Source organism: Mucilaginibacter sp. P5_A4, from assembly GCF_056400605.1.
This window is the reverse complement of record NZ_JBFUKX010000029.1, coordinates 26525-51437: the sequence shown is the minus strand read 5'-3', so window position 1 is coordinate 51437 and position 24913 is coordinate 26525. Positions and strand designations below refer to the sequence as shown.

General features: G+C 42.2%; 21 protein-coding genes. All 21 read left to right on the top strand.

What is annotated here, in order from left to right:
- Positions 1-202 precede the first annotated feature (202 nt).
- The 21 genes from AC1DQW_RS17240 (at position 203) to AC1DQW_RS17140 (ending at position 24904) form a co-directional block, all read left to right on the top strand.
- Positions 203-1687: a hypothetical protein gene (locus tag AC1DQW_RS17240; protein ID WP_477455223.1), complete on the top strand. Its 1485-nt coding sequence runs from the start codon at positions 203-205 to the stop codon at positions 1685-1687.
- 133 nt (positions 1688-1820) lie between these two features.
- Positions 1821-2732, top strand: coding sequence for a sugar phosphate isomerase/epimerase family protein (locus AC1DQW_RS17235; protein WP_477455222.1), 912 nt, complete (start codon positions 1821-1823; stop codon positions 2730-2732).
- Positions 2733-2898: 166 nt separating this feature from the next.
- A complete protein-coding gene (locus AC1DQW_RS17230; RefSeq protein ID WP_477455221.1) occupies positions 2899-3453 on the top strand; it encodes a gluconate 2-dehydrogenase subunit 3 family protein in 555 nt (184 codons plus the stop codon).
- A gap of 3 nt (positions 3454-3456) precedes the next feature.
- Complete coding sequence (locus AC1DQW_RS17225; protein ID WP_477455220.1) at positions 3457-5172, top strand: GMC oxidoreductase; 1716 nt, start codon at positions 3457-3459, stop codon at positions 5170-5172.
- Between the two features lie 211 nt (positions 5173-5383).
- Complete coding sequence (locus AC1DQW_RS17220; protein ID WP_477405577.1) at positions 5384-7063, top strand: GMC oxidoreductase; 1680 nt, start codon at positions 5384-5386, stop codon at positions 7061-7063.
- A 23-nt stretch (positions 7064-7086) separates the two neighbouring features.
- A complete protein-coding gene (locus tag AC1DQW_RS17215) occupies positions 7087-8514 on the top strand; it encodes a Gfo/Idh/MocA family protein (RefSeq protein WP_477455219.1) in 1428 nt (475 codons plus the stop codon).
- Positions 8515-8661: 147 nt separating this feature from the next.
- Complete coding sequence (locus AC1DQW_RS17210) at positions 8662-9228, top strand: gluconate 2-dehydrogenase subunit 3 family protein (protein ID WP_477455218.1); 567 nt, start codon at positions 8662-8664, stop codon at positions 9226-9228.
- A 227-nt stretch (positions 9229-9455) separates the two neighbouring features.
- The gene (locus AC1DQW_RS17205; RefSeq protein ID WP_477455217.1) at positions 9456-10607 is read left to right on the top strand and encodes a Gfo/Idh/MocA family protein; all 1152 of its coding nucleotides are present in this window, start codon (positions 9456-9458) and stop codon (positions 10605-10607) included.
- Between the two features lie 9 nt (positions 10608-10616).
- Entirely contained in the window at positions 10617-11669 is a 1053-nt protein-coding gene (locus AC1DQW_RS17200) for a sugar phosphate isomerase/epimerase family protein (protein WP_477455216.1), read from the top strand.
- 105 nt (positions 11670-11774) lie between these two features.
- Entirely contained in the window at positions 11775-13082 is a 1308-nt protein-coding gene (locus AC1DQW_RS17195; protein WP_477455215.1) for an MFS transporter, read from the top strand.
- Positions 13083-13258: 176 nt separating this feature from the next.
- Positions 13259-13699: a c-type cytochrome gene (locus AC1DQW_RS17190; RefSeq protein ID WP_477455214.1), complete on the top strand. Its 441-nt coding sequence runs from the start codon at positions 13259-13261 to the stop codon at positions 13697-13699.
- 30 nt (positions 13700-13729) lie between these two features.
- On the top strand, positions 13730-14980 hold the full coding sequence (locus tag AC1DQW_RS17185) for a nucleoside permease (RefSeq protein ID WP_477455213.1): 1251 nt from the start codon (positions 13730-13732) through the stop codon (positions 14978-14980).
- A 15-nt stretch (positions 14981-14995) separates the two neighbouring features.
- On the top strand, positions 14996-15886 hold the full coding sequence (locus tag AC1DQW_RS17180; protein WP_477405158.1) for a hydroxypyruvate isomerase family protein: 891 nt from the start codon (positions 14996-14998) through the stop codon (positions 15884-15886).
- Between the two features lie 50 nt (positions 15887-15936).
- Positions 15937-16812 carry a sugar phosphate isomerase/epimerase family protein gene (locus tag AC1DQW_RS17175; RefSeq protein ID WP_477455212.1) on the top strand — a complete coding sequence of 292 codons (876 nt, stop codon included), beginning with the start codon at positions 15937-15939 and terminating at the stop codon, positions 16810-16812.
- 17 nt (positions 16813-16829) lie between these two features.
- Complete coding sequence (locus AC1DQW_RS17170; RefSeq protein ID WP_477455211.1) at positions 16830-17600, top strand: 3-keto-disaccharide hydrolase; 771 nt, start codon at positions 16830-16832, stop codon at positions 17598-17600.
- A gap of 204 nt (positions 17601-17804) precedes the next feature.
- Positions 17805-18587 (top strand): NIPSNAP family protein, encoded by a 783-nt coding sequence (locus AC1DQW_RS17165; protein ID WP_477455210.1) that lies wholly within the window; start codon positions 17805-17807, stop codon positions 18585-18587.
- Between the two features lie 297 nt (positions 18588-18884).
- The gene (locus tag AC1DQW_RS17160; protein ID WP_477455209.1) at positions 18885-20132 is read left to right on the top strand and encodes an efflux RND transporter periplasmic adaptor subunit; all 1248 of its coding nucleotides are present in this window, start codon (positions 18885-18887) and stop codon (positions 20130-20132) included.
- Between the two features lie 119 nt (positions 20133-20251).
- A complete protein-coding gene (locus tag AC1DQW_RS17155; RefSeq protein ID WP_477455208.1) occupies positions 20252-21709 on the top strand; it encodes a TolC family protein in 1458 nt (485 codons plus the stop codon).
- A gap of 61 nt (positions 21710-21770) precedes the next feature.
- Positions 21771-22436 (top strand): ABC transporter ATP-binding protein, encoded by a 666-nt coding sequence (locus tag AC1DQW_RS17150; RefSeq protein ID WP_477416519.1) that lies wholly within the window; start codon positions 21771-21773, stop codon positions 22434-22436.
- A 23-nt stretch (positions 22437-22459) separates the two neighbouring features.
- The gene (locus AC1DQW_RS17145; RefSeq protein WP_477455207.1) at positions 22460-23689 is read left to right on the top strand and encodes an ABC transporter permease; all 1230 of its coding nucleotides are present in this window, start codon (positions 22460-22462) and stop codon (positions 23687-23689) included.
- 27 nt (positions 23690-23716) lie between these two features.
- Positions 23717-24904 (top strand): ABC transporter permease, encoded by a 1188-nt coding sequence (locus tag AC1DQW_RS17140; protein ID WP_477455206.1) that lies wholly within the window; start codon positions 23717-23719, stop codon positions 24902-24904.
- The last annotated feature ends 9 nt before the right edge of the window (positions 24905-24913 follow it).

Below are 24913 nucleotides of genomic sequence, written 5' to 3'. Positions count from 1 at the left end.
AACATTTAGCTGAATTTAAAAATGAGTGACACCAAAATGTCACTCATTTTTTTTGAAAAGGCCTAAAAATGTTACATGTAGCACTTTTTTAATTACAAACGGAATTTATACCTTAGTAAGGCTAACTATAGCGTAACTTAATCTCACCTAATAACTTATGCATATTAAAATATTCTGTTTGTCAGTTTGTTTGTCGTGCCTGATGCTTTTTAATCAAGAAGTAAAGGCGCAGGGCCTGGGTATATTTGAAAACCAAACCGATGTAGGTACAGTTAAGCATAAAGGCAGCGCCCAATACGATGCCAGATTGCAGCAATATGAACTTACAGGTTCGGGAGAAAACATCTGGGCTACGCATGACGATTTTCATTTTGTGTGGAAACGCATGAAAGGCGATTTTATACTACGCACCAATGCCGCCTTCATCGGTAAAGGGGTAGAGTTACACCGCAAAGTAGGTCTGATGGTCCGCGCAACACTCGATTCAAATTCAAAACATATTAACGCTGTTGTTCATGGCGACGGATTAACCTCGTTGCAATACCGTAAAACCATTAGTGGTATTACCGAAGAGAAAAAAGCAAGTATCACTGCTGCCGATGTTATCCAGTTGGAACGTAAAGGCAATACTTACACCATGTCGGTAGCCCGCAAAGGCGACCTTTTTGTTACCGAAGAAGTGAGTGATCTTGATCTTGGCGATGAAGTGTATGTAGGTATTTTCATCTGCTCGCATAATAATGATGTGAGCGAAAAAGCCACCTTTAGTAACGTACGTATAATTACGCCTGCGCCAGCGTCATTGGTGCCTTACAAACAATACCTTGGCAGCAGCATCGAACTGCTGGACCTGGAAACACAAAATAGTACCATCGTTTACCAATCGCCGCGCTCGTTACAGGCTCCAAATTGGATGAAAGATGGTAAATCGCTTATTTACAACAGCGATGGTTCATTATATAAATTTGATCTTAAAACCAATAAGCCTGTCGTTTTAAATACAAATCCGGCAAAAAATAATAATAACGATCATATTCTTTCCTTTGACGGTAAAATGTTGGTCATCAGCAGTGGCGATGGCGGGCCATCGATAGGGTATACCGTACCTTCATCAGGAGGAACTGCTAAAAGGGTGACTGCTTTGGGGGTTGGCGCAAGCTACATGCATGGCTGGTCGCCCGATGGTAAGTACCTGGTATTTTGTGGACAACGCAATAAAGAATTTGATGTTTACCGCGTACCTTCTGGCGGCGGACCCGAAGAAAGGTTGACCACAACCCCTGGTTTGGATGATGGGCCCGAGTATACTCCCGATGGTAAATACATCTATTTTAATTCTGTACGTAGCGGTTTGATGCAGATATGGCGTATGAAAGCCGATGGCAGCGAGCAAACACAGATAACCAATGACGATTATAACAATTGGTTTCCGCATATATCGCCCGATGGTAAATGGATAGTTTATATTACCTTCTATAAAAACGAAGTAGCACCGGATGATCACCCTTTTTATAAACACGTATTTATCAGGATGATGCCGATAGGTGGCGGCCAGTCAAAAGTGGTGGCCTATTTATATGGCGGCCAAGGTACTATCAATACACCCTCATGGGCGCCTGATAGTAAGCATATAGCTTTTGTAAGTAACTCAGATCTTTTATTTCCTGTATTCCCGATAGGAAAGTAATTGTACAAAATAAAGTAGTAATATTGGGTTCGGGTTGCGGGTTACGAGGTTCGCGCAATTGAAACCAAATTACCAGCCTCATAACACGCAACTCGAATCGCGCAACACGAATCACGAACCAAAATAAATCAATATGCAAACCACACGCAGATCATTTTTAAAAACCGGTGCATTAGCAGTTGCAGGCGCGGCCTTGTTACCCGATAGCCTGTTTGCCACAGAAAAGAAACTTCAAAGGGTAGGAGTACAGCTGTATAGCGTACGCGATGCCATGAAAGTTGATCCGCAGGGAACGCTTAAAAAAATTGCTGATGCCGGCTATCATCACGTAGAGCATGCCAACTATATCGATCGTAAGTTTTACGGCTATACTGCAAAGGAATTTAAAAAGATACTGGACGATTTGACGCTTAAAATGCCCAGCGGCCACACGGTAATGACGGCCCAGCACTGGGATGATTCAAAAAAGGATTTTACAGATGCGTGGAAATATACAGTGGAAGATGCCGCTACAATGGGCCAGAAATTTGTAATAAGTCCATGGCTGGATGAAAAGGTAAGGACGGATGCCGACGCCCTGAAACGTACCATGGAGCAGTTTAATAAATGCGGCGAGCTGTGTCAAAAATCATCAATGAAGTTTGGTTACCATAACCATAACTTCGAGATCAGTACTAAGGTTGGTGATATAACCCTTTACGATTATATTATCCAAAATACCGACCCAGCTTTGGTGGCGCAACAAATAGATATTGGTAACATGCTGACCACCGGTGGGCATGCGCTTGATTTTATTAATAAATATCCTGGTCGTTTTGAGTCAATGCATGTGAAGGATGAAATAAAAGTTCCTGTGCACGATGGCGATGATACCGAGAGCACCATTTTGGGCTCCGGTATATTACCTGTTAAAGAAATATTAAAAGCAGCCAGTAAAAAGGGCGGGACTTCACTTTTTATCATCGAACAGGAAGCATACCAGGGCAAGGATCCGATAGATTGTGTAAAAATTGATTTACAAATCATGAAAAAGTGGGGTTATTAATACTAATCGGGTAACTTGCCGCACTAATTTAATGTTCAATGCCGTTACTTTTAAAACGGAATTATTAAGTTTGAAAATCGTTTTTAAACCAAAGCAAACCGATAAGTTAAATTAACCTGTAAACCCCGCAGGTAATTAATCAGTGCTGCTAAAACAATTTACCTATATGCACAGGCGTACGGTCATAAAAAATCTGGCTTTAATTATTGGTGGTGCCGCTTTACTACCTGCCTGTGTGCGGGAAAAAGGTAAAGCATCCGTTGCCCTTAAAAATGTTAATATCAGTGCCGACCAGGAAAAACTGTTGGACGCTATTACCGATACCATTATCCCCAAAACCAATACGCCCGGCGCAAAAGATTTAAGCCTGCATTTATTTGTGCTGAAAATGCTTGATGATTGTTATAAAAAGGCAGATCAGCAAGCGTTTATAAACGGCATGGAGCAGTTTAATGATGCGGTTAAAAAGAAATACGATAGATCATTTGCCGAACTAAGCGTTAAGCAGCGCGAAGAAATGCTGTTGAGCATTGAAAAGGACAGGGACCCTAAAAGTATTTCTATTCCGGCAGAATTAAAAACGTTTTATGGTATAGTAAAAGAACAAACAGTAAACGGCTATACGCATTCGCAATACTTCATGACGAAGCAGGTAATTTATGAACTGATACCTGGCCGTTACAATGCACATTTTCCATACAAACAAAAGCAAGCAGTATAAATAATGGCCAATTTAAATATAGATAGCGTTAAGGATAGAACATTTGATGCCATTGTTATAGGTTCGGGGATGAGTGGCGGCTGGGCTGCAAAGGAATTTACTGATAAAGGCCTGAAAACCCTGGTATTGGAACGGGGCCGCGATGTAAAGCATAATAAGGATTACCCCACAACCAATATGTACCCCTGGGAGTTTGAGCACCGCGGCGAACTGCCCATGGCAGTACAGGAGGCCAACCCTATAGTTAACCGCTGCTATGCCTTTGGTGAGGATGCTGCCCATTTTTTTGTAAAAGATAAAGAGCACCCTTATGTTCAGGAAAAACCATTTGATTGGATTCGCGGATACCAGGTAGGGGGGAAATCGCTGCTTTGGGCCCGCCAAACGCAGCGCTGGAGCGAGTTTGATTTTGAAGGCCCGGCCCGTGATGGGTTCGCGGTAGATTGGCCTATCCGTTATAAGGATATTGCACCCTGGTACAGTTACGTTGAAAAATTTGCCGGCATCTCTGGCAATAAAGATGGCATTGCCGAATTACCCGATGGCGAATTTTTACCGGCTTTCCCGCTAAATAGTGTCGAAACTTATTTTAGTCAGCACGTTAAAAGTAAATACAGTAACCGCCATGTGATCAGCGCCCGTTGTGCACACCTGTCAAAACCCAACCAGATCCATTTAGACCAGGGCCGTGTGCAATGCCAGGAACGCATCCTTTGCCAGCGCGGTTGCCCCTTTGGCGGATACTTTAGTGCCAACGCGTCAACAATACCCTGGGCGCTTAAATCCGGCCATTGTACCTTGCGCCCGTTTTCGGTTGTGGAATCTATTATTTACGACGAAAAACAAGGCAAGGCTACCGGTGTGCGCATTGTTGATACAAATACAAAAGAAACTATTGAATACTACGCTAAAATCATATTTGTAAACGCCGCTGCCTTAAATACAAATTTGGTACTCCTTAACTCCACATCAAACCGCTTCCCCAACGGATTGGGTAACGATAGCGGAGTATTAGGTAAATATGTTGCCTTTCATAATTATTCGGCACATATTGGAGCCGAGTATGATGGCTTTAAAGAGTGGACAACCGATGGCCGCAATCCTGCGGGTGGCGGTTACATTCCACGATTCCGTAATGTATATAAACAGGAAACAAACTTTTTACGTGGGTATGCATCCGGTTTTAGTGCATACCGTTATCAGCAACGCCCATGGGATGGGGTTGGCAGCAGCTTAAAGGAAAATTTAGTTAAAGATAACCTGAGCGGCTGGAAAGTAGGATCGCACATGATGGGCGAAACTATCCCCAAAGAGAGCAATTATGTAGCTCTTGATAAAACACTGAAAGACCAGTGGGGCATTCCGCAGTTAAAGATCTCTGTTGCGTATGATGATAACGACGAGAAGATGAAAAAAGATTATGTTGAGCAATTAACCGAAATGTTCACCAGCGCGGGTTTTACCAATATAAAAGCCAGTACAGATAACAGGGCGCCAGGATTGGATATTCACGAAATGGGGGGTGCGCGCATGGGTAATGATCCTAAAACATCGGTGCTTAATAAATGGAACCAAATGCATGCGGTTAAAAATGTGTTTGTAACGGATGGCGCTTGTATGACCTCAACCTCATGTCAAAATCCATCCCTCACGTATATGGCCTTTACCGCCAGGGCCGCCGATTATGCTGTGAGTGAAATGAAAAAGGGGAATATATAATGGTGAATGGTGAGTGGTGAATGGTGAATGGAGGGTTTTCTGGTATTTATTTGCGCAAACTCACTATTCACCACTCACAGCTCACTATTCACCGCTTATCAATCACTCCTTCGTGTAAAAAAAACACACTGAAAATATTTGTAAAATAATTTTTATTCATACATTTAACGCAGTAACCAATTAATAAACAAAACAACTAATCATATATCGTATGTCTGCAAACACTTATGACGCTATAGTCATTGGCTCAGGAATTTCAGGCGGGTGGGCTGCCAAAGAACTAACACAAAAAGGTTTGAAAACCATCATGCTGGAGCGCGGCCGTGACATCAAGCATATAAAAGACTATGTGAACGCTAATAAAGATCCCTGGGAATTTCCGCACAGGGGTGGTCGTACACAAAAAATGATTGAGGATTATCCGGTGTTAAAACGCGATTATCCCTTGAACGAAGTCAACCTTGATTATTGGGCAAGTGATAAAGATAGCCCATATACCGAAACAAAAAGGTTCGATTGGTTCCGTGGTTATCACGTAGGTGGCCGCTCATTAATGTGGGGCAGGCAATCATACCGCTGGGCCGATGTTGATTTTGAAGCTAACTTAAAAGATGGTATCGCTGTTGATTGGCCTATTCGTTATAAAGACATTGCGCCATGGTATAGCTATGCAGAGAAATTTGCAGGCATCTCTGGTAATAAAGATGGTCTTTCCATATTACCCGATGGCGATTTTATGCCGCCAATGGATTTAAACGTTGTTGAAAAAGACGTTGCAAAGCGTTTAAAAGAATATTATAAGGATCTGCGCCCGCTGATTATTGGCCGTACAGCCAATATCACCCTGCCGCATAACGATCGTACAAACTGCCAGTATCGTAATAAATGTTGGTTGGGCTGTCCTTTCGGGGCATATTTTAGTACACAGTCGGCCACATTACCTGCAGCTATGGCTACCGGGAACTTAACAGTTCGCCCATGGTCTATTGTTACCAAAATATTGTATGATAAGGATACCAAAAAGGCAAAAGGAGTTGAGGTATTGGATGCCGAAACTAACCAAACCTATGAGTATTTTGCTAAGGTTGTATTCCTTAACGCTTCAACCATAAATTCGGCCTGGATATTAATGAACTCGGCGACTGATGTTTGGGATGGCGGTTTAGGGAGCAGCAGTGGCGAGCTTGGCCATAACCTGATGGATCATCACCTGGGAGTTGGTGCGTCGGGCAGAATAGAAGGGTACGAGGATAAGTACTATTTCGGCAGGCGTGCAAATGGTTTTTATATTCCGCGTTTCCGTAACCTTAATGGCGAAAAGCGTGATTACATCCGTGGCTTTGGTTATCAGGGCGCTGCAAGCCGCGAAGGCTGGAGCAGGGATATTGCCGAACTGAACATTGGCGGCGCATATAAAGATGCCATCAGCGAACCAGGTTCATGGCAAATAGGCATGGGAGGTTTTGGTGAAACATTGCCATACCATGATAATAAGGTTACCATTGATAAAACTAAAAAAGATAAGTGGGGCCTGTCTGTTGTAGCTATTGATGCCGAATTGAAGGCAAACGAATTAAAGATGCGCATTGAGATAGAAAAGGATGCTAAAGAACTACTGGAAGCAGCCGGAGCTAAGGATGTGCAAACTCACAGCTCTAATCCGTATTTAGGTCGCGGTATTCATGAAATGGGTACGGCACGTATGGGTCGCGATCCAAAAACATCGGTACTTAACCAATGGAACCAGGTTTGGGATGCCAAAAACGTATTTGTTACCGATGGTTCATGTATGACATCGGCTGCATGCCAAAACCCATCGCTTACTTATATGGCGTTAACAGCGCGTGCTGCCAACTATGCTGTTGATGCTTTAAAGAAAAACGAGATCTAACAAAAACATCAAATATACTACCTATGTCTGAAGAAAAAGATAACGTTGCCCCCAACCCATCGAGGCGGGATTTCATTAAAACCAGTTCGATAGCTGCCGCAAGTTTTATGATCGTTCCGCGGTTTGTGTTGGGCGGAAAGGGTTTTGTTGCACCAAGTGATAAATTGCTGATTGCCGGTGTTGGCGCGGGCGGTAAAGGCCAAAGCGACATTGCTAATTTTTACAAAAGCGGAAAGGCAGAGATAGCTTTTCTGTGCGATGTTGACGACAGGCGTGCAGCAAAATCACGTGCCGATTTTCCGAAAGCAAAATATTATAAAGACTGGCGCGAGATGTTTGATAAGGAACATAAACACTTTGATGCCGTATCTGTCTCAACCCCCGATCATAACCACGCTATCATTACTTATCGCGCCATGCAGTTGGGCAAGCATGTTTACGTGCAAAAGCCATTGACGCACGATATTTGGGAAGCCCGTTTATTAACCGAAGCAGCTAAAAAATATAAAGTAGTTACGCAAATGGGTAACCAGGGATCGTCAAACGATGGTACCCGTTTACTTTCTGAATGGTACGATGCCGACCTGATTGGTGATGTACATACTGTTTACTGCTGGACAAATCGCCCGGTATGGCCGCAGGGCATTCAGTGGCCTGCACCGCAGCCAAATATCCCTAAAGAATTAGATTGGGATCTGTGGTTGGGCACTGCACCAAAAAAAGACTATGTAGATAAACTTGTACCGTTTAACTGGCGCGGATGGTGGGATTATGGTACCGGCGCCCTTGGCGATATGGGCTGCCACCTGGTAGAAGCACCTTTTAGGGTATTGGGCTTACAATATGCCAAGGATGTACAGGCAAGTGTTGGCAGTGTTTATGTTGATGAGTTTAAAGAAGGGCATTTCCCTGAAAGCTGCCCTCCGTCAAGTCATATTACCCTAACTTTCCCTAAAACAGATAAAACAAAAGGTGAGGTTACCCTGCATTGGATGGATGGTGGTATACAACCCGAAAGACCGGCAGAATTATTACCAAATGAAAAATTTGGCGACGATGGTAACGGATCATTATTTATAGGTACAAAAGGCAAAATGATAGCCAGCACCTATTCTGAAGAACCATTGCTGTTGCCAACTGAACGTACTAAAACAGCCAAAGCGCCTCAAAAATGGCAGCGTGTGCCTGGCGGTTCCAACGGTCATTATGCACAATGGGTTGAAGGTTGTTTAGCTGGTTACGGTAAAACTGAACTGAGTTCATCATTTGAGAAAGCCGGCCCGCTTACCGAGGCTTTGTTAATGGCCAACCTGGCTGTGCGCGGCCATGAACTTAAAGGAGGTCACATAAAATTAGTGTGGGATAATTCGGCAATGAAGGTTACCAATTTTGATGATGTTAACCAGTACATTAAACGCGAATACCGTCAGGGATTTGAACTAAAAGCATAATTTAATTGGTGAATTAGCGGGTTAGTGAATGGTGATTAAAAGAACTTAAAAATTCAGATAATCAAAAATCATAAAACTCAATAACTCACAAAATCAACAAATAAAAGATTACAAAACCGCTAATTCACTAAATCAATAATTAGAAAAATGAATAGAAGAGATGCAATTACCAGGGTTGGTTTAATACTGGGCGGCACGGTGATAGGCGCCGAGTTTTTCGTTTCAGGATGTAAATCAACTTCTAAAAAGGTAAACGAACTGTTTGATGAAGACAATGTTGCTTTCCTGAACGAGGTTGGCGAAACCATTTTACCGGCTACTTCCTCTCCGGGTGCAAAAGCGGCCGATGTAGGCAGCTTTATGGCCTTAATGGTACAGGATTGTTATAAACCGGCAGATCAGAAGATATTTGTAAAAGGTATAGCCGATCTGGATGATGCCAGCAAGAAAAAGTTTGATAAGAAGTTTATGGAGGCTGATGCAACACAGCGCACCGAATTACTTACCGCGCTTGATGCCGAGCAAAAAGCGTATACCAAAACCAAAAAGCCGGAAGACCCTAACCATTATTTCAGGATGATGAAAGAATTAACCCTGCTGGGTTTCTTCACCTCGAAACCTGGTGCAACACAAGCCCTGCGCTACATTGCTGTACCCGGAAAATATGATGGTAATTTTCCATACAAAAAAGGCGATAAAGCCTGGGCAACCTAAAGAATTGATTTGTGGTTGATTGGGTTGATTAGATGAGTGGTTGAATTAAGGATTTATATCCCTGTTAACTATTCACCTAATTAACCCAATCAACCATTCACTTTATAAATTGGTTTTAAGTTGAGCAGGCGGGTAGTTGCATTATGTAAACTGTTTCAGTTTTCGATAATTAACCACTCATCTAATCAACTCAATTAACCACTTACTTGAAAAATAACTACCTGCAAATGAAATTAAGATTAGGAATGATCGGCGGTGGGCAAGGTGCGTTTATTGGCGCTGTGCATAGGATTGCTGCCCGCATCGATGGTGAATATGAACTGGTTTGCGGCGCTTTTAGCAGCAATGCCGAAAAATCAAAGGCAAGCGGCGTTCTGCTGGGTTTACCGGCCGACCGCGTTTACAGTTCATACACCGAACTTATAGAAAAAGAAAAACAATTGCCCGAAGATGAACGTGTACAGGTAATTAGTATTGTTACTCCAAACCATGTACATTTTGATCCTGCTAAAGCCGCGTTAGAAAATGGTTTCCATGTAGTTTTAGATAAACCGATGACCTTTTCTTTAGCCGAGGCTAAAGAGCTGGATAAAGTGGTGAAAGCAAGCGGCAAGCTATTTTGCCTAACCCACACTTACACCGGTTATCCAATGGTGAAAGAAGCCAAGCAACTGATAAAAGCCGGTAAGCTGGGTAACATCCGTAAAGTTTATGTAGAGTATCCGCAGGGATGGCTCAGCAGCTTTTTGGAAGGCGACGATAATAAACAAGCCTCGTGGCGCACCGATCCCGGTAAAAGCGGGATAGCTGGTGCTATGGGGGATATAGGTACCCATGCCTTTAATTTGGCCGAATATATTACCGGTTTAGAGGTAACACAGATCTGTGCCGATATCAATGTTGTGGTACCGGGGCGCAAACTGGACGACGATGGTGCTGCTTTGCTAAAATTCAATAACGGCGCGAGCGGCGTGCTTACGGCAACCCAGATTGCTGCCGGTGAAGAAAATAATGTGAAAATAAGGGTTTATGGCGAGCAGGGTGGCCTGGAATGGCACCAGAGTGACGCAAACTCATTAACCCTGATGTACACCGATAAACCTATGGAAGTATGGCGCACAGGCGGTGGTTACACCAGCACTTTTGCGCAGCATAATACACGTACACCTGCCGGTCACCCGGAGGGATACCTGGAGGCGTTTGCCAACCTGTACCGTAACTTTGCTTTAACTGTGAAGGCTGGGTTAGAAGGCAGGGACGCTACACCCGAAGAAAAGGATTACCCCGGTATTGAAGAAGGCGTTCGTGGAATGGCATTTATTGAAAATGTGATTGCATCGGGTAAATCAGATAAAAAGTGGACTGAATTTTCTATCTAAATAAAAACTATGACTACCATTAAAGGACCTGCAATATTTATAGCACAATTTATAGGTGATACCGCACCATTTAACAGCCTTGATTCTATTTGTAAATGGGCTGCCGGCCTGGGTTACAAAGGTGTTCAGCTGCCAACACTGGACGCCCGTTTTATCGACCTGCAAAAGGCTGCCGAAAGCAAAACCTATGCCGATGAGGTAAAAGGCATTGTAAACAGCCACGGATTGGAGATCACCGAACTTTCTACCCATTTACAGGGACAGTTAGTCGCGGTAAACCCGGTTTATGATACCCTGTTTGACGGTTTTGCGCCAGAGCAATTGCGTAATAGCCCCGCCGAAAGGCAAAAATGGGCCGTTCAACAATTAAAGTATGCTGCACAGGCATCAAAAAATTTAGGTCTGGCTGCATCAGTTACTTTTAGTGGTGCGCTGCTTTGGCCAATGCTGTACCCATGGCCGCAACGCCCTGCCGGTATAGTTGATACCGCTTTTGATGAGCTGGCCAAACGCTGGGTACCTATTCTTGATGTTTATGAGGATAACGGTATCGACCTTTGCTATGAAGTTCATGCCGGCGAAGACCTGCATGACGGTATTACCTTCGAGATGTTTTTGGATAAGGTAAAAGGCCATAAACGGGCAAACCTGCTGTATGATCCATCGCACTTTATACTGCAATGCCTGGATTATTTAGAGTATATTGACCTGTATCACGAGCGGATAAAAATGATGCACGTGAAGGATGCAGAATTTAACCCTACCGGAAGACAAGGAGTTTATGGCGGCTACCAGAATTGGGTTGACCGTGCAGGCCGTTTCCGTTCGCTGGGCGACGGGCAGGTTGATTTTAAAGCGATATTCAGCAAGTTAACCCAATATGATTTCCCGGGATGGGCCGTGTTGGAATGGGAATGTGCGCTTAAACACCCTGAAGACGGAGCCCGCGAAGGTGCTGAGTTTATCAAAAATCACATCATCAGGGTTACCGAACGTGCTTTTGACGATTTTGCAGCATCAGGTGCCGACAACGCACTGAACAGGAGAACGCTGGGGATATAAGACATATAGTACAATGACTCAAGAAGTTTAAAAACTTCTTGAGTCTATAAATACAAGTTGAGAAAAATGCCAATTAACCAATTATCATAACCTAAAATAATTTAAATGCAAACTATTAACCGTACACAGCTTTTCAGAGCCAGTTGCCTATCCTTGCTGGTAACATCATTGTCATTCGGCATCCGTGCCGGTATACTAAACGATCAGGGGGTAAGATTTCATTTAAATGGATCAGAATTGGGCACAATTGCAGCTACTGCTTTCTGGGGATTCCCATTGGCAATAATTGTAGGTGGTTTTATAGTGGATATCATCGGTATGAAAAAGCTGCTTGTATCGGCTTTTATTTTTCATTTGATTGGTATCTTGTTAACAATTTTTGCCAACGGATATTGGACATTATTCCTTTCAACGCTGATGATCGGGATTGCCAATGGTACGGTTGAAGCATCTTGCAATCCGTTAGTAGCCTCCATGTACACCGATAATAAAACCACAAAACTGAACCATTTTCACCTTTGGTTTCCGGCGGGGATTGTAATAGGAACCCTGGTTGTATTTGGGTTAGATAATACACTCGCAAATGGTGCATCTGAAAAACCTTACTGGGTCTCGCAGATAGAGATCGGATTTATGTTGATACCGACGTTAATCTACGGTTTCCTTTTCTCTAAACTGGATTTTCCGGTTACAGAACGGGTGTCGGCTGGTGTAAGTACAAAAGATATGTATAAAGCGCTTCTCAATCCGCTGTTTCTTTTTATGATTATATGCATGTTTGGTACTGCTATTACAGAATTATTTACAAATCAATGGACAGATGTATTGTTTAAAACAGTTACGCATAACGCCATTTTAATCCTCACTTTTGTCGCGTCCGTCCAGGTTTTGGGTAGGGCTTTTGCCAGTCCTATAGTACATCGCCTTGCGCCGCAGGGAGTTTTACTTATTTCTGCAATTTTATCAGCTCTTGGAATCTACCTTATGATTCACTTACATGGCGATGCCATTTATCTTGCAGCCGTTGTTTTTGGATTGGGTGTTGCCTTCTTTTGGCCTTGTATGATTGGATTTGTAGCAGAAAACCTTCCTCGCACCGGTGCAGTAGGATTAAACCTTATGGGCGGAGCAGGTATGTTTGGTGTGTCAATTTACATGATATTTATGGGAGGATACTATGATGGAATAATGGCTCAAAAACTTCCTGCGGGCGCAAATATAGATGCTTATCGCTCGGCGGGAGCAGGAACAGATATGGCTAAGGCTTTTGATGCCGCCAGATCTGCGGCTGGTCCGGAAGTTCTTAATACTACGCTATTGATTCCCCTTGCTTTAATAGTAGCCTTTACCGGATTGGTATTTTATATGCGTGCCAGGAAAAAAACTGCACCTTTGGCTACAGTAGTGGTATAATAGTCGATTTTTTTAGAATAAAATTGTATTTTTCACGATAATTATCAACACAATTAAAAAACAGTATCACCCATCAAAATAATAAATAAAACAGATAAAATTTTGATGGGTTATACACATTAACCAACAAACTATTTACGTGAGGCGCAAGCTTCATAACATTAAAAAACTATTAAATGAAAAAGGCTTTTTTTATTCTTGGTATTTGTGCAGTAGTATCTGCTTGCGGAGGTAATTCATCAAACAAGGGGGGCAGTGATAGCACCGCAGCAGCAAATCAAACTGCAAAAGCAAGTAACTCTGATGCAGATACCAACGCAACTAAAACCGGCACCGAAGCGGCAGGCGGTTCAGCAGGCTCTGCAGCAGGCGAAAAACTATTGGCAAATAATGATTGCGGTACTTGCCACAAGGTTGATACCAAGGTTATCGGACCCGCTTTTCAGGATATTGCAAAAAAATATGATGCCTCACAGGCTAATATAGATATGCTGGCCAAAAAAGTAATATCAGGCGGCAGTGGTAACTGGGGCACTATGGCAATGACCGCGCACACCGCACTTTCGGAAACTGATGCAAAAGAAATGGTACAGTACATCCTGTCGTTAAAAAAATAACCGGGATTAATTTTTTCTAACCCAATAAGTATGACCGTTGGAATAAGGGTAAAGCTTTCTGCAATGATGTTCCTGGAGTTTTTTATCTGGGGGGCATGGTTTGTTACAATGGGGACCTATTTAACGGTAACGTTAAAGGCAACAGGTACACAAAATGCCGGAGCTTATGCAACGCAATCATTAGGAGCCATTATTGCCCCCTTTGTTATCGGGCTTATTGCTGATAAATACTTTTCGGCGCAAAAAATATTAGGCGTTTTACACTTACTTGGTGCTGCTTCGCTTTTTTATGCAACTGCCATTACCGGTTTTGATAAGTTTTACCCAAACATATTATTCTACATGATCATATACATGCCAACCCTGGCATTGGTAAACTCGGTTTCATTTAAGCAGATGCAAAACCCAAGTAAGGAGTTCCCGCCAATACGGGTATTTGGTACTGCCGGATGGATAATTGCCGGTTTGCTTATTGGTTATCTTGGATGGGAAAAATCAGGCTCGCTGGTACTTACGTTTAAAATGGCAGCGGGAGCTTCGTTAATATTAGGTTTGTTAAGTTTTACTTTACCTGATACCCCTCCTGTAAAAAAAGGTCAGAAAACATCTTTTGGCGATATTATCGGGTTAGATTCTATAGGGTTACTTAAAAACAGATCATACCTTACATTTTTCCTGGCATCAGTAGCTATCTGCGTTCCGTTGGCGTTTTATTATAATTTTACCAATCCTTTCTTAAATGAAGTAGGGGTAACAGCCGCCGCGGGTAAACAATCTATGGGGCAAATGTCCGAGCTGTTGTTTATGGCCTTGATGCCACTATTTTTTGTAAGGCTGGGCGTTAAAAAAATGCTTGCTGTAGGTATGTTAGCCTGGGTACTGCGTTATATACTTTTTGCTTATGGCGATGTAGGCTCCAATTATTGGATGCTGATTGCCGGTATTGTAATGCATGGTATCTGTTACGATTTCTTCTTTGTAACCGGCCAGATCTATACCGATAATTTAGCGGGCGAACGGTTTAAAAGTGCCGCGCAGGGGTTTATCACTTTGGCTACTTATGGCGTTGGGATGCTTATCGGCTCGTATATCTCGGGGCCGATAGTAGATCATTGGCAAACTTCAACTACTTCACACAACTGGCAAACCATATGGCTTATTCCGGCCGGAATTGCCGCTGTGGTGTTAATATTTTTCCTGTTGTTATTTAAAGATACAAACGATATAGCAACTAAACCAGGTTTGGATATACAGGAACCATCTGCACAAACCGAGATATAAACCCAATTAAAAAACATGGCATCAAATCAAAACAGACGATCGGCTATAAAAAATATAGTTACAGGCACTGCTGCTATTACAACGGCAGGTATGTTATCGTCATTTAAATCCGAAGAAAAAGAAATGAATGTTGATACTGCTTTAAAAGGTAATATTAATCATGCCGTATGCCGCTGGTGCTATGGCGATATGTCTGTAGAGCAGCTTTGTATAGCTGCAAAAGATATTGGCATAAAAGGGATTGACCTGGTTGGACCTGCCGACTGGCCTACACTTAAAAAGCATGGCCTGTATTCGTCAATGTGCAATGGCGCCGAAATTAACCTGACGGATGGTTTTGGTGATACCCAATTTCATGCACAGCTGCAAAAAAATTATTCAGAGATGATACCTAAAGTTGCAGCGGCCGGGTATAAAAACCTGATCTGCTTTAGCGGTAGTCGTCGGGGTAAGGATAATGAAACCGGCTGGAACAATTGTGTGGAAGGACTAAAACCATTGGTTGCCCTTGCCGAAAAACATAACATTGTTTTGGTAATGGAATTGTTGAACAGCAAGATTGATCATAAAGATTACCAATGCGATAGGGTGGAATGGGGAGCCGAACTTGCTAAAAGGATAGGTTCGGAACACTTCAAACTATTGTTTGATATATACCATATGCAGATAGATGAGGGTGATGTGATCCGCAATATTAGGCAGTATCATCCCTACATTAACCATTATCATACCGGTGGTGTACCCGGAAGGAACGAGATAGACGAAACACAAGAGCTTTATTATCCGGCTATTATGAAAGCCATTGTAGAAACAGGACATAAAGGTTTTGTGGCGCAGGAGTTTATTCCCAAGCAAAAAGATAAGGTTGCCTCACTACGTAAGGCGGTTCATTTATGCGACGTTTAAACCTTATCTTCAAAATATACTCAAACAAAGCATAAACCAAACAGAAATACATGACAACCAGAAGAACATTTTTAGCGCAGGCCGGTCTACTTTCGGCAGGTGCTATGTTAGCACCATCTTTATTATCGGCAAAAGAAAAAAACGGGGCAGGCCTGCAATTATATAGCTTGCGTGATCAATTACCTGCTGACGTAAAAGGTGTGATAGGTAAAGTTGCAAAGGCAGGTTACCAGGAAGTAGAAACTTTTGGTTATAATAAAGATACCGGCTATTGGGGCCTAAAAAGTAAGGATTTTGGTCAGCTGTTGAAAGATAACGGATTGAGTAGTCCAAGTGGCCACTATGGTTTGGATTCGTATTTTGGCGAAGGAAAAACCGACTACCTGAAAATGTACATGGATGTTGCCAATGCCATTGGGCAAACCTATATTATTGTGCCATCATTAAACCATAACTTTATTAAAACGGTTGACGACTGCAAAGGTGTTGCCGAAAAAATGAATAAAGCCGGCGAAATTTGTAAAGCGGCTGGTTTAAAATTAGGCTACCATAACCATAATTTTGAGTGGGCACCGGTAGGTGATACTACTTTTTATGATGTGGTACTTAACAACACCGATCCTAAATTGGTCAATATGGAAATGGATCTTTACTGGGTAGTACGTGCAGGTCAGGATCCGCTGGCTATTTTTGAAAAGCATCCGGGCCGCTTCACTTTTGTGCATATTAAAGATAGAGATAAAACTAATCCTAACCTTAACACCGAAATAGGGACAGGAGATATCGATTTTAAGACAATTTTAGGTAAAGCCAAACTTGGAGGGGTGAAACACTTTATTGTTGAGCAGGAAAATTATACCAATATTGATCCTTATGTAAGCATCACTCAAAGTGCTGCATACTTAAAAAACACACTTCACATTTAATAAACCCAATTATAAAAATGAGATACTCAATAATATTAACCACTATTTTAGCCGGGAGTTTTTTTATGGCTAACGCACAAACAGCGAAACCAGAGGATACCGAAACCTGGGAGCCTATACCAAAAGTCATTGTTCCGGGTAAAGTGTTGGGTGATGCCCCGTCAGATGCCATTGTTTTGTTTGATGGCAAAAACCTTGACGAATGGGTTTCTACCGAAGATAAAACGCCTGCCAAATGGTTGGTTAAAGGTGATGTACTTACCGTTAACAAAAGTGTTGGCAATATTGAAACCAAAAAAGCATTTACCAATTACCAGTTACACATTGAATGGAAAGTGCCCGCAAATATAACCGGTACAGGCCAGGCCCGCGGTAACAGCGGTATCTTTTTAGCATCAATAGGTAAAGGAGATGCAGGTTATGAGCTACAGGTTTTAGATTCATACAATAACAAAACCTATGTTAATGGCATGGCCGGCAGTTTGTACAAACAGGTTATTCCGTTAGCAAACCCAGGTCGTAAACCCGGCGAATGGAATGTTTACGACGTAGTATGGACTGCTCCTGTATTTAATGAGGACGGCACACTAAAATCGGCGGCAAGAGCAACCGTGTTTTTCAATGGTGTGCTTGTTGAAAACAACTTTGAACTGCTTGGCCCAACTCAATACATAGGCAAAGCTTCTTACGAAGGCAAAAAACATGGTGCTGCACCAATAAAACTACAAGCCCATGGAGATAAAAGCGAGCCGCTTAGTTTTCGTAATATTTGGGTAAGAGAACTTTAATATAAATTCTTTATTATTTAGAAAGCCTGCCGACTAATGCCGGCAGGCTTTTTGTTTTATCAAGCAAATTGTTACGTTGTATATTGGAATAGGCATCACTTTATTTTTTATTTTCGAAAGGGTTTGAAGGCCTTTTGTGCTTCATCCTTTGTCTTTTACTTTCGACTCTATTTTCCATTATATTTACAAAACTTTAAGCCAATTATGAAAACATCACCTATCCGTATAATTACTTTTATTTTAGGGTTTTTACTCTTTGCTTCCGGCCTTTCGGCTTCTCCCAAAAGATATTATTACGAGCTTAAAATTTACCATTATAAAACCCCTGAACAGGAAACCAGGATAGACCGTTATTTGAAAGACGCTTATTTGCCGGCTTTGCACAGAGCTGGTATACCCAATGTTGGCGTATTTAAACCAGTAAAACAGGATACTGCCGATATGCGTATTTACGTTTATACACCATTTACTTCGTTGGATAAACTTACCGGTATCGACAAAAAATTGCAGGCAGATACGAAATACTTTACCGATGGTGAAGACTATATGAATGCAGGCTACAAGGATGCACCCTATGCCCGTATTGAAATATTGATACTGCATGCCTTCCCGGGTATGCCAGCTCCGGCAGTACCCCAGCTTACAGGCAACAAAGCCGATAGGGTGTATGAGCTGCGTAGTTATGAAAGCGCTACCGAAAAATATAACTACAACAAAGTACGAATGTTTAACGAGGGTGATGAAATAGGGCTTTTTAAAAGACTTGGCTTTAACGCCGTTTTTTACTCCGAAGTGGTATCGGGCTCACACATGCCAAACCTGATGTATATGACCACGTTTAATAATAAGGATGACAGGGATAAGCACTGGGATGCATTTGGAAAAGACGCTTACTGGAAAACCTTATCAGCTAAGGCCGAATTTCAGAACAACGTATCACATATTGATATCACCTTCCTTTTTCCGGCCGATTATTCGGATTATTAGTAGTGATATGCTGTCTTAGATCAGAAAACAGCGTTTTCTGATTTTGTCTGGCATCGAGATATTTGACTCATATATTTGCCCGAAACGCAAGAAAAGCTGTGCTTCTCTCTTTTAGTCCTTTGTCTAAAAGTCCTTGCTCCTTTGTCCAAAAGTCCTTACTCCAAAAAAAACTGTCCATTATTACAAAATCTGTCCGGTATCGATCACTTTTTTGAAATTATTAAATTATAAATATCTAATAATCAAATTATTATAGTTGGTATAGCACTTGCAAAACCTTATGCAAATTATATCACAATGGATAAGGAAATTACGCTCGAGGTATCATATCAAAAAAGGAAGAAAGGGGCATTGGTAGCTATTATAAGTATTGCGGTTTTGGTACTGCTGATAGTTGCACTTCGGGGATTCATCAAGTCATCAGTAAAAAAATCAGAGATCACTACCGCAGTTGTAGTGATGGGAGATATAGAGAATACCCTTAATGCTACAGGTGAGGTTTTACCCGAATTTGAAGAGATCATTACCAGCCCGATAAATGCATCGATAAAAAGTGCACTTATGGATGCCGGTAATAAAGTTCAACCAGGCCAATCTATACTCACATTAGATAAATCGGCCACCCAAACAGAATTTGATAAACTCAATTTTACGCTTGAATCAAAACGCAACGAGATCAGCAAACTAAAGCTTGATCTTGGTAAAAGTTTTTATGATATCCAGTCTAACAACGATATCAAACAACTGCGCATCAGCAACCTTGCCGATGCTGTTGAAAATGCCAAACGCCTGTTTAAAGCAGGTGGTGGTACCCGTGAAGGGATAGAACAGGCCGAGCTTAATTTGAAAGTTGCACAGTTAGAGAAGAAGCAACTGGAAAACGAGATCAAAAACAAGCAGAAAACAATGCAGATTGAGATCAGGGAAGCCCAGATAGCCGCTGATATCCAGGTTAACGATCTGAATGCTTTACGGCGTAAATTAAACCTGGCTAATGTAATTGCTACCCGGGCGGGTGTTATTACCTATGTAAACAAAAATATAGGCGCCAATGTGCATGAAGGAGAGACCCTGGCCCGTATTGCCAACCTGGGCAGCTTTAAAGTATCCGGCAGTATTTCCGATAATTCAATGGAACAGCTGCACAGCGGGATCCCGGTTATTATCCGCATCAATGATACTCAACTGCGCGGACACGTTACCAATGTATCCCCATCGGTACAAAACAGCATTATTTCATTCGATATTCAGTTAGATGATCGCGCAAACAAACAGCTTCGGCCAAACATGAAGGTGGATGTGTTTTTGGTGACGGCAACACATAGCAAGATCATGAGGGTGGCTAATGGTCCGGCGTTTAAAGGGCCGGCTGTTCAGGATGTTTTCGTGGTAAATAATGGAAAAGCGGAGAAGCGTACTGTGCACATCGGGCTCACCAATTTTGATTATGTAGAAATACAGGACGGTGTAAAACCCGGTGATGTAATTATAACATCGGATATGACGGAATTTAAAAACTCGAAAGAAGTAACGATTACAAATTAAGTTAAAATAAACCTCATAGGAGGTACGAAGCAATCACAGAGTGGATTTGCACAGCTACTCTGTAGGTAGGGGATTGCTTCGTGCCTCGCAATGACGATTGAAATATAAAGGAAAACAGAATGAAATTTTTATACTCCATATTGTTATTAACCATTGGCACAAAGGTATTTGCAGGCAGTAGCAGCGATACGCTGCGGTTAACCCTGCAGCAGGTGGTGGAGATGGCCAAGGCCAATTCAATAGCCGCCAAGCAGGCAGCAACCGTGCGCGAAACCAAGTATTGGGAGTACCGTACCTACAAATCAAATTACCAGCCGCAGCTGGCGTTAAGCGGGATATTGCCTGGCTATACCAAAACATTTACACAGGTACAGCAGCCCGATGGTACCATTCAGTTTCAGCCTATACATAATGATAACTCATCGCTGGCATTAAACTTTAGCCAAAGTATTACAGCTACAGGCGGTACTGTTTATGGTACAACCCAATTACAGCGGTTTGACGATTTCGACAGGCATAATGTTTTATACAATGGTATCCCTTACGGCATTGGCTATACCCAGCCGCTCTTTCAGTTCAATAGCCTAAAGTGGGACAAAAGGATTGAGCCCTTAAAATATAACGAGAGCAAGCAGACTTACATTGAGGCCCAGGAAAAGATCGCTATTGATGTGGAAGGTTTCTTCTTCGATTTGCTATTGGCCCAGGTGAATTTAAAAATTGCCGAAACCAACTATACCAACACACAAAAGATCATGAATATTGCCAACACCAAATTTGAGTTGGGCAAGGTTTCAAAAAACGAGATATTGCAATTGCAGCTGGAGCAGATCAACGCCAAAAAAGCGGTTGGTACCGCTAAGCGCGATATGGAAATAGCTACCTTAAACCTGCGCAGCTATACGGGGCAGGAGGGGGAAGAAAAGATGGTATTGGTAGCACCGGAACACATCAGCCAGATGCAGGTATCATCAGATAAAGTACTGGCCGAGGCTTTTGCAAACAGGTCTGATGCCATTGCGTTTTTACGCCGTGTTGCCGAGGCTAAGCGGGATGTTGCAAAAGCTAAAGGTCAAAATGGATTAACCGCGACATTAAACGCCAATCTTGGTTACTCAAACACAGCAACCACTATTCCGGGTGTTTATAAAAATCCGCAAAACCAGCAGGTGTTGCAGGTGCAGTTGGCCGTGCCTATATTGGACTGGGGGCGGTCAAAATCGCGCATCAAAACGGCTTTGGCTAACCAGCAATTTACCGAATATGCGGTAGAGCAGGATAAACAAACCTTTAAGCAGCAGATTGTAACCCAGGTGTCGCTTTTTAACGTGATGAAAGAGCAACTGGTATATACCGCCGAGGCCGACAGCATAGCATCCGAAAAATACCAGATAGCCCGCGAACGCTATGTTTTAGGAGATCTGAGCATCACCGACCTCGGTATCGCCTTCCGCGAGAATGACCAGGCCAAGCGCGATTACGTAGCATCGCTCCGGGATTTTTGGGGGGCCTATTACCAGTTACGCTATCTGTCGTTATACGACTTTGAAACCAACAAAAAGATCACTTATCAATAAATTAAATAGTTCTATAATTAATCAAACAACTCACTATTCACCATTCACAACTCACTTAAATATGATCCGTTTACAAAACATCGAAAAAGTGTACCGCACAGACACTATAGAAACCCTGGCCCTAAACAGCATAAGTCTTGATATTGCCAAAGGCGAATTTTTATCCATTATGGGCCCCTCGGGCTGTGGTAAAAGTACGCTGCTGAATATCATGGGCCTGTTGGATGCTCCATCAAAAGGGAATATAAAAATTGCTGATAAATCAACAGAAAAACTGAACGACAAGCAACTGGCGCAGTTTCGTAACAAAACCCTGGGCTTTATTTTCCAAAGCTATCACCTGATAAACGACTTGCAGGTGTTGGATAATGTGGAACTGCCCCTGCTATATCGCGATACTACAGCCAAAGAACGTAAAATGCTGGCTACCGAAGCGCTGGAAAAAGTGGGTTTGGCAAACCGCGTTAAACATTTCCCAACCCAGTTATCGGGCGGGCAGAGGCAGCGTGTGGCCATAGCACGGGCAATAGTGGGCAAGCCCGACATTATTTTGGCTGATGAGCCAACCGGTAACCTGGATAGCGCCATGGGTAACGAGATTATGGAGATCCTTATCAACCTGAACCGCAACGAAGGCACCACGATAGTTATGGTAACACATGATGAGAATATGGCTCACAAAACCCACCGTTTAGTACGCTTATTTGATGGTTCGCAAGTTCAATAATTAACCGCCTAAAATTAAAAGTTATGCTTAGAAATTATTTTAAAATAGCCATAGCGGTACTGCGCAGGAGGAAGTTCTTCACCTTTATCAGCCTGTTTGGTATTAGTTTGACACTTACCATATTACTGGTGCTTACTGCTTTTCTGGATAAAATAGCAGGCGACAGTTACCCCGACAGGAAACGCGATCGCTCGTTATATATATCACGCATCCAGCAAAAATCAAAAAACGGTCAAAGCTCCGGCACAATGTCGTTTTACTACCTTGACCACTATGTACGTACCCTTAAAACTCCGGTTAAGCTGGGGATATCATCTATGTTTCGCGGTACCAATACCTATGTAAATAATAAAAAGATAGCCGTGAGCTACAAATACACAAACAACGATTATTGGGATATTATGGATTATGATTTTATTGAGGGTAAAACTTTTAGCAGGCAGCAATTAGCTAATGCCGATAAGGTTGCGGTAATATCTGAGGACATGAAGAAACAGTATTTTGGTGATGTGCCATCGGTTGTGGGTAAATATATTGAAGCCGATAACGTGAAATACAGGGTGACAGGTGTAGTTAAAAATGTACCTGTTACCAGTTACATGACCTATAGCGATATTTACCTTCCCTATACGGCGTCAAAATCAGATGTAACCAAAGGTAAGGGGTATCAGGGTGATTTCTATGGGATACTACTTGCAGATTCAAAAAAAGATGTACAGCGTATGCACGATGAATATGAAGGATTGGTAAAAAGGCTGCCTATGGAAAGTAAAGAGTTTTACAAAATATCCAGTCATGCCGATCCATATATTGTAAGTTATGTTGATACTGGTAATGACGACCTTTCGGGCGTAACCATTGTACTTACTGCTATAGGCATATTTACACTACTGGTTACCCTTTTGCCAACGCTCAACCTGGTGAACATTAATATTACCCGTATTATGGAACGCTCTTCAGAAATAGGAGTACGTAAGGCTTTTGGCGCGTCGTCCGGAACCCTGGTTTATCAATTTATTGTCGAAAATATTATACTCACCCTGTTGGGGGGGCTTATAGGAATAGTACTGTCATTTATAGCAATACAGGTTTTAAATAGTATGAACCTGATTCCTAATCTTATACTATCCCTCAACTTTACTGTGTTGGGCATCGGTTTGCTTATTTGTTTCTTTTTTGGCCTTCTATCGGGCGTATACCCGGCCTGGCGCATGTCAAAACTAAACGTTGTAACTGCGTTAAAAGCGCAATAGATCATTTACCATTAAATTTAAGATATTATGTTTAAGCATTTATTAAAACTCATCTGGAATAAAAAGAAACAAAACTTTTTATTGATGTCCGAAATGTTTTTTTCATTCCTGGTGCTGTTCGCGGTATTTACCCTGATGGTGTATTACTACAGCAACTATAAAAAAACAATGGGCATGGAATATGAAAATGTATGGGTTGTTAGCTATAACAACGCCCTGCAAACAAAAAGCACCGATTCGCTGAATAGGTATTATGAAACCTTGCGACAAACCGTAAAGGCGTTGCCGGAGATTAAAGAAATTAGTTTCTGCAGTGATAATATTCCTTTTTCGCAAAACACCTGGACCGGTGCGGCAACCATTAATCATAAAACCTTTGACCATATTAATATGTACAATGCCGAGGATAGTTACCTTACAACCATGACCGGAACCTTACTTGAAGGCAGATGGTTTAACAAAACAGATATTGTTTCAAAAGTGCCTGCAGTAGTGATAAATAATGAGTTACGCGAAAAGTTATTTGGAAAAGGCGAAGTAATAGGTAAAATATTTGACGAAGGTGATGATGGTAAAAATAAGAGAAGAGTAATAGGAGTGATACAGGCTATCAAGATGAAGGGTGACTATGCAAAGCCCGGCGACGCCATTTATCACCGCATTGATACCGGCACATTCAGGTGGCTGGGTAAAATAATGGTAAAGGTTGCTCCTGGTGCTAATGCAGCATTTGAGGCCCGTTTATATAAAACCCTGGCCAACTATATGAAAGATTCAAATGTGGAAATAGAACACCTTGTAAACAAACGTAAGGATATTAATTATTTTACATTGGTACCCATGATAGTATTGGGTATTGTTGGAGGTTTTTTAATAATTAATGTGGCGCTTGGGCTGTTTGGTGTACTATGGTATAACATTAACAAAAGGCGGGGCGAAATTGGTTTGCGCAGGGCAGTTGGTGCTACGGGTGGTTCGGTTTCCAAACAATTAATCACCGAATCAATGATCCTGGCTACATTTTCGCTCATCATCGGTTCATTTTTTGCCGTGCAGTTCCCATTGTTAAATGTGTTTGATCTTTCGGCGGGTATTTATTTAGCGGCAATTTTATTTGCTGTGCTATTTATATACCTGCTGGTGTTCTTATGCTCATTATATCCGGGCAGGCAGGCGGCTGCAATTTATCCGGCAGTTGCTTTACACGAAGAATAATTACGATAT

Excerpts from the sequence above, each read along its gene's own strand:
- AC1DQW_RS17185 (WP_477455213.1), top strand. The coding sequence starts at position 13,730 with ATGACCGTTGGAATAAGGGTAAAGCTTTCTGCAATGATGTTCCTGGAG.
- AC1DQW_RS17235 (WP_477455222.1), top strand. The coding sequence starts at position 1,821 with ATGCAAACCACACGCAGATCATTTTTAAAAACCGGTGCATTAGCAGTT.
- AC1DQW_RS17170 (WP_477455211.1), top strand. The coding sequence starts at position 16,830 with ATGAGATACTCAATAATATTAACCACTATTTTAGCCGGGAGTTTTTTT.
- AC1DQW_RS17240 (WP_477455223.1), top strand. The coding sequence starts at position 203 with ATGCTTTTTAATCAAGAAGTAAAGGCGCAGGGCCTGGGTATATTTGAA.
- AC1DQW_RS17175 (WP_477455212.1), top strand. The coding sequence starts at position 15,937 with ATGACAACCAGAAGAACATTTTTAGCGCAGGCCGGTCTACTTTCGGCA.
- AC1DQW_RS17220 (WP_477405577.1), top strand. The coding sequence starts at position 5,384 with ATGTCTGCAAACACTTATGACGCTATAGTCATTGGCTCAGGAATTTCA.
- AC1DQW_RS17205 (WP_477455217.1), top strand. The coding sequence starts at position 9,456 with ATGAAATTAAGATTAGGAATGATCGGCGGTGGGCAAGGTGCGTTTATT.
- AC1DQW_RS17195 (WP_477455215.1), top strand. The coding sequence starts at position 11,775 with ATGCAAACTATTAACCGTACACAGCTTTTCAGAGCCAGTTGCCTATCC.
- AC1DQW_RS17140 (WP_477455206.1), top strand. The coding sequence starts at position 23,717 with ATGTTTAAGCATTTATTAAAACTCATCTGGAATAAAAAGAAACAAAAC.
- AC1DQW_RS17230 (WP_477455221.1), top strand. The coding sequence starts at position 2,899 with ATGCACAGGCGTACGGTCATAAAAAATCTGGCTTTAATTATTGGTGGT.
- AC1DQW_RS17155 (WP_477455208.1), top strand. The coding sequence starts at position 20,252 with ATGAAATTTTTATACTCCATATTGTTATTAACCATTGGCACAAAGGTA.
- AC1DQW_RS17210 (WP_477455218.1), top strand. The coding sequence starts at position 8,662 with ATGAATAGAAGAGATGCAATTACCAGGGTTGGTTTAATACTGGGCGGC.
- AC1DQW_RS17215 (WP_477455219.1), top strand. The coding sequence starts at position 7,087 with ATGTCTGAAGAAAAAGATAACGTTGCCCCCAACCCATCGAGGCGGGAT.
- AC1DQW_RS17225 (WP_477455220.1), top strand. The coding sequence starts at position 3,457 with ATGGCCAATTTAAATATAGATAGCGTTAAGGATAGAACATTTGATGCC.
- AC1DQW_RS17200 (WP_477455216.1), top strand. The coding sequence starts at position 10,617 with ATGACTACCATTAAAGGACCTGCAATATTTATAGCACAATTTATAGGT.
- AC1DQW_RS17165 (WP_477455210.1), top strand. The coding sequence starts at position 17,805 with ATGAAAACATCACCTATCCGTATAATTACTTTTATTTTAGGGTTTTTA.
- AC1DQW_RS17150 (WP_477416519.1), top strand. The coding sequence starts at position 21,771 with ATGATCCGTTTACAAAACATCGAAAAAGTGTACCGCACAGACACTATA.
- AC1DQW_RS17145 (WP_477455207.1), top strand. The coding sequence starts at position 22,460 with ATGCTTAGAAATTATTTTAAAATAGCCATAGCGGTACTGCGCAGGAGG.
- AC1DQW_RS17160 (WP_477455209.1), top strand. The coding sequence starts at position 18,885 with ATGGATAAGGAAATTACGCTCGAGGTATCATATCAAAAAAGGAAGAAA.
- AC1DQW_RS17190 (WP_477455214.1), top strand. The coding sequence starts at position 13,259 with ATGAAAAAGGCTTTTTTTATTCTTGGTATTTGTGCAGTAGTATCTGCT.
- AC1DQW_RS17180 (WP_477405158.1), top strand. The coding sequence starts at position 14,996 with ATGGCATCAAATCAAAACAGACGATCGGCTATAAAAAATATAGTTACA.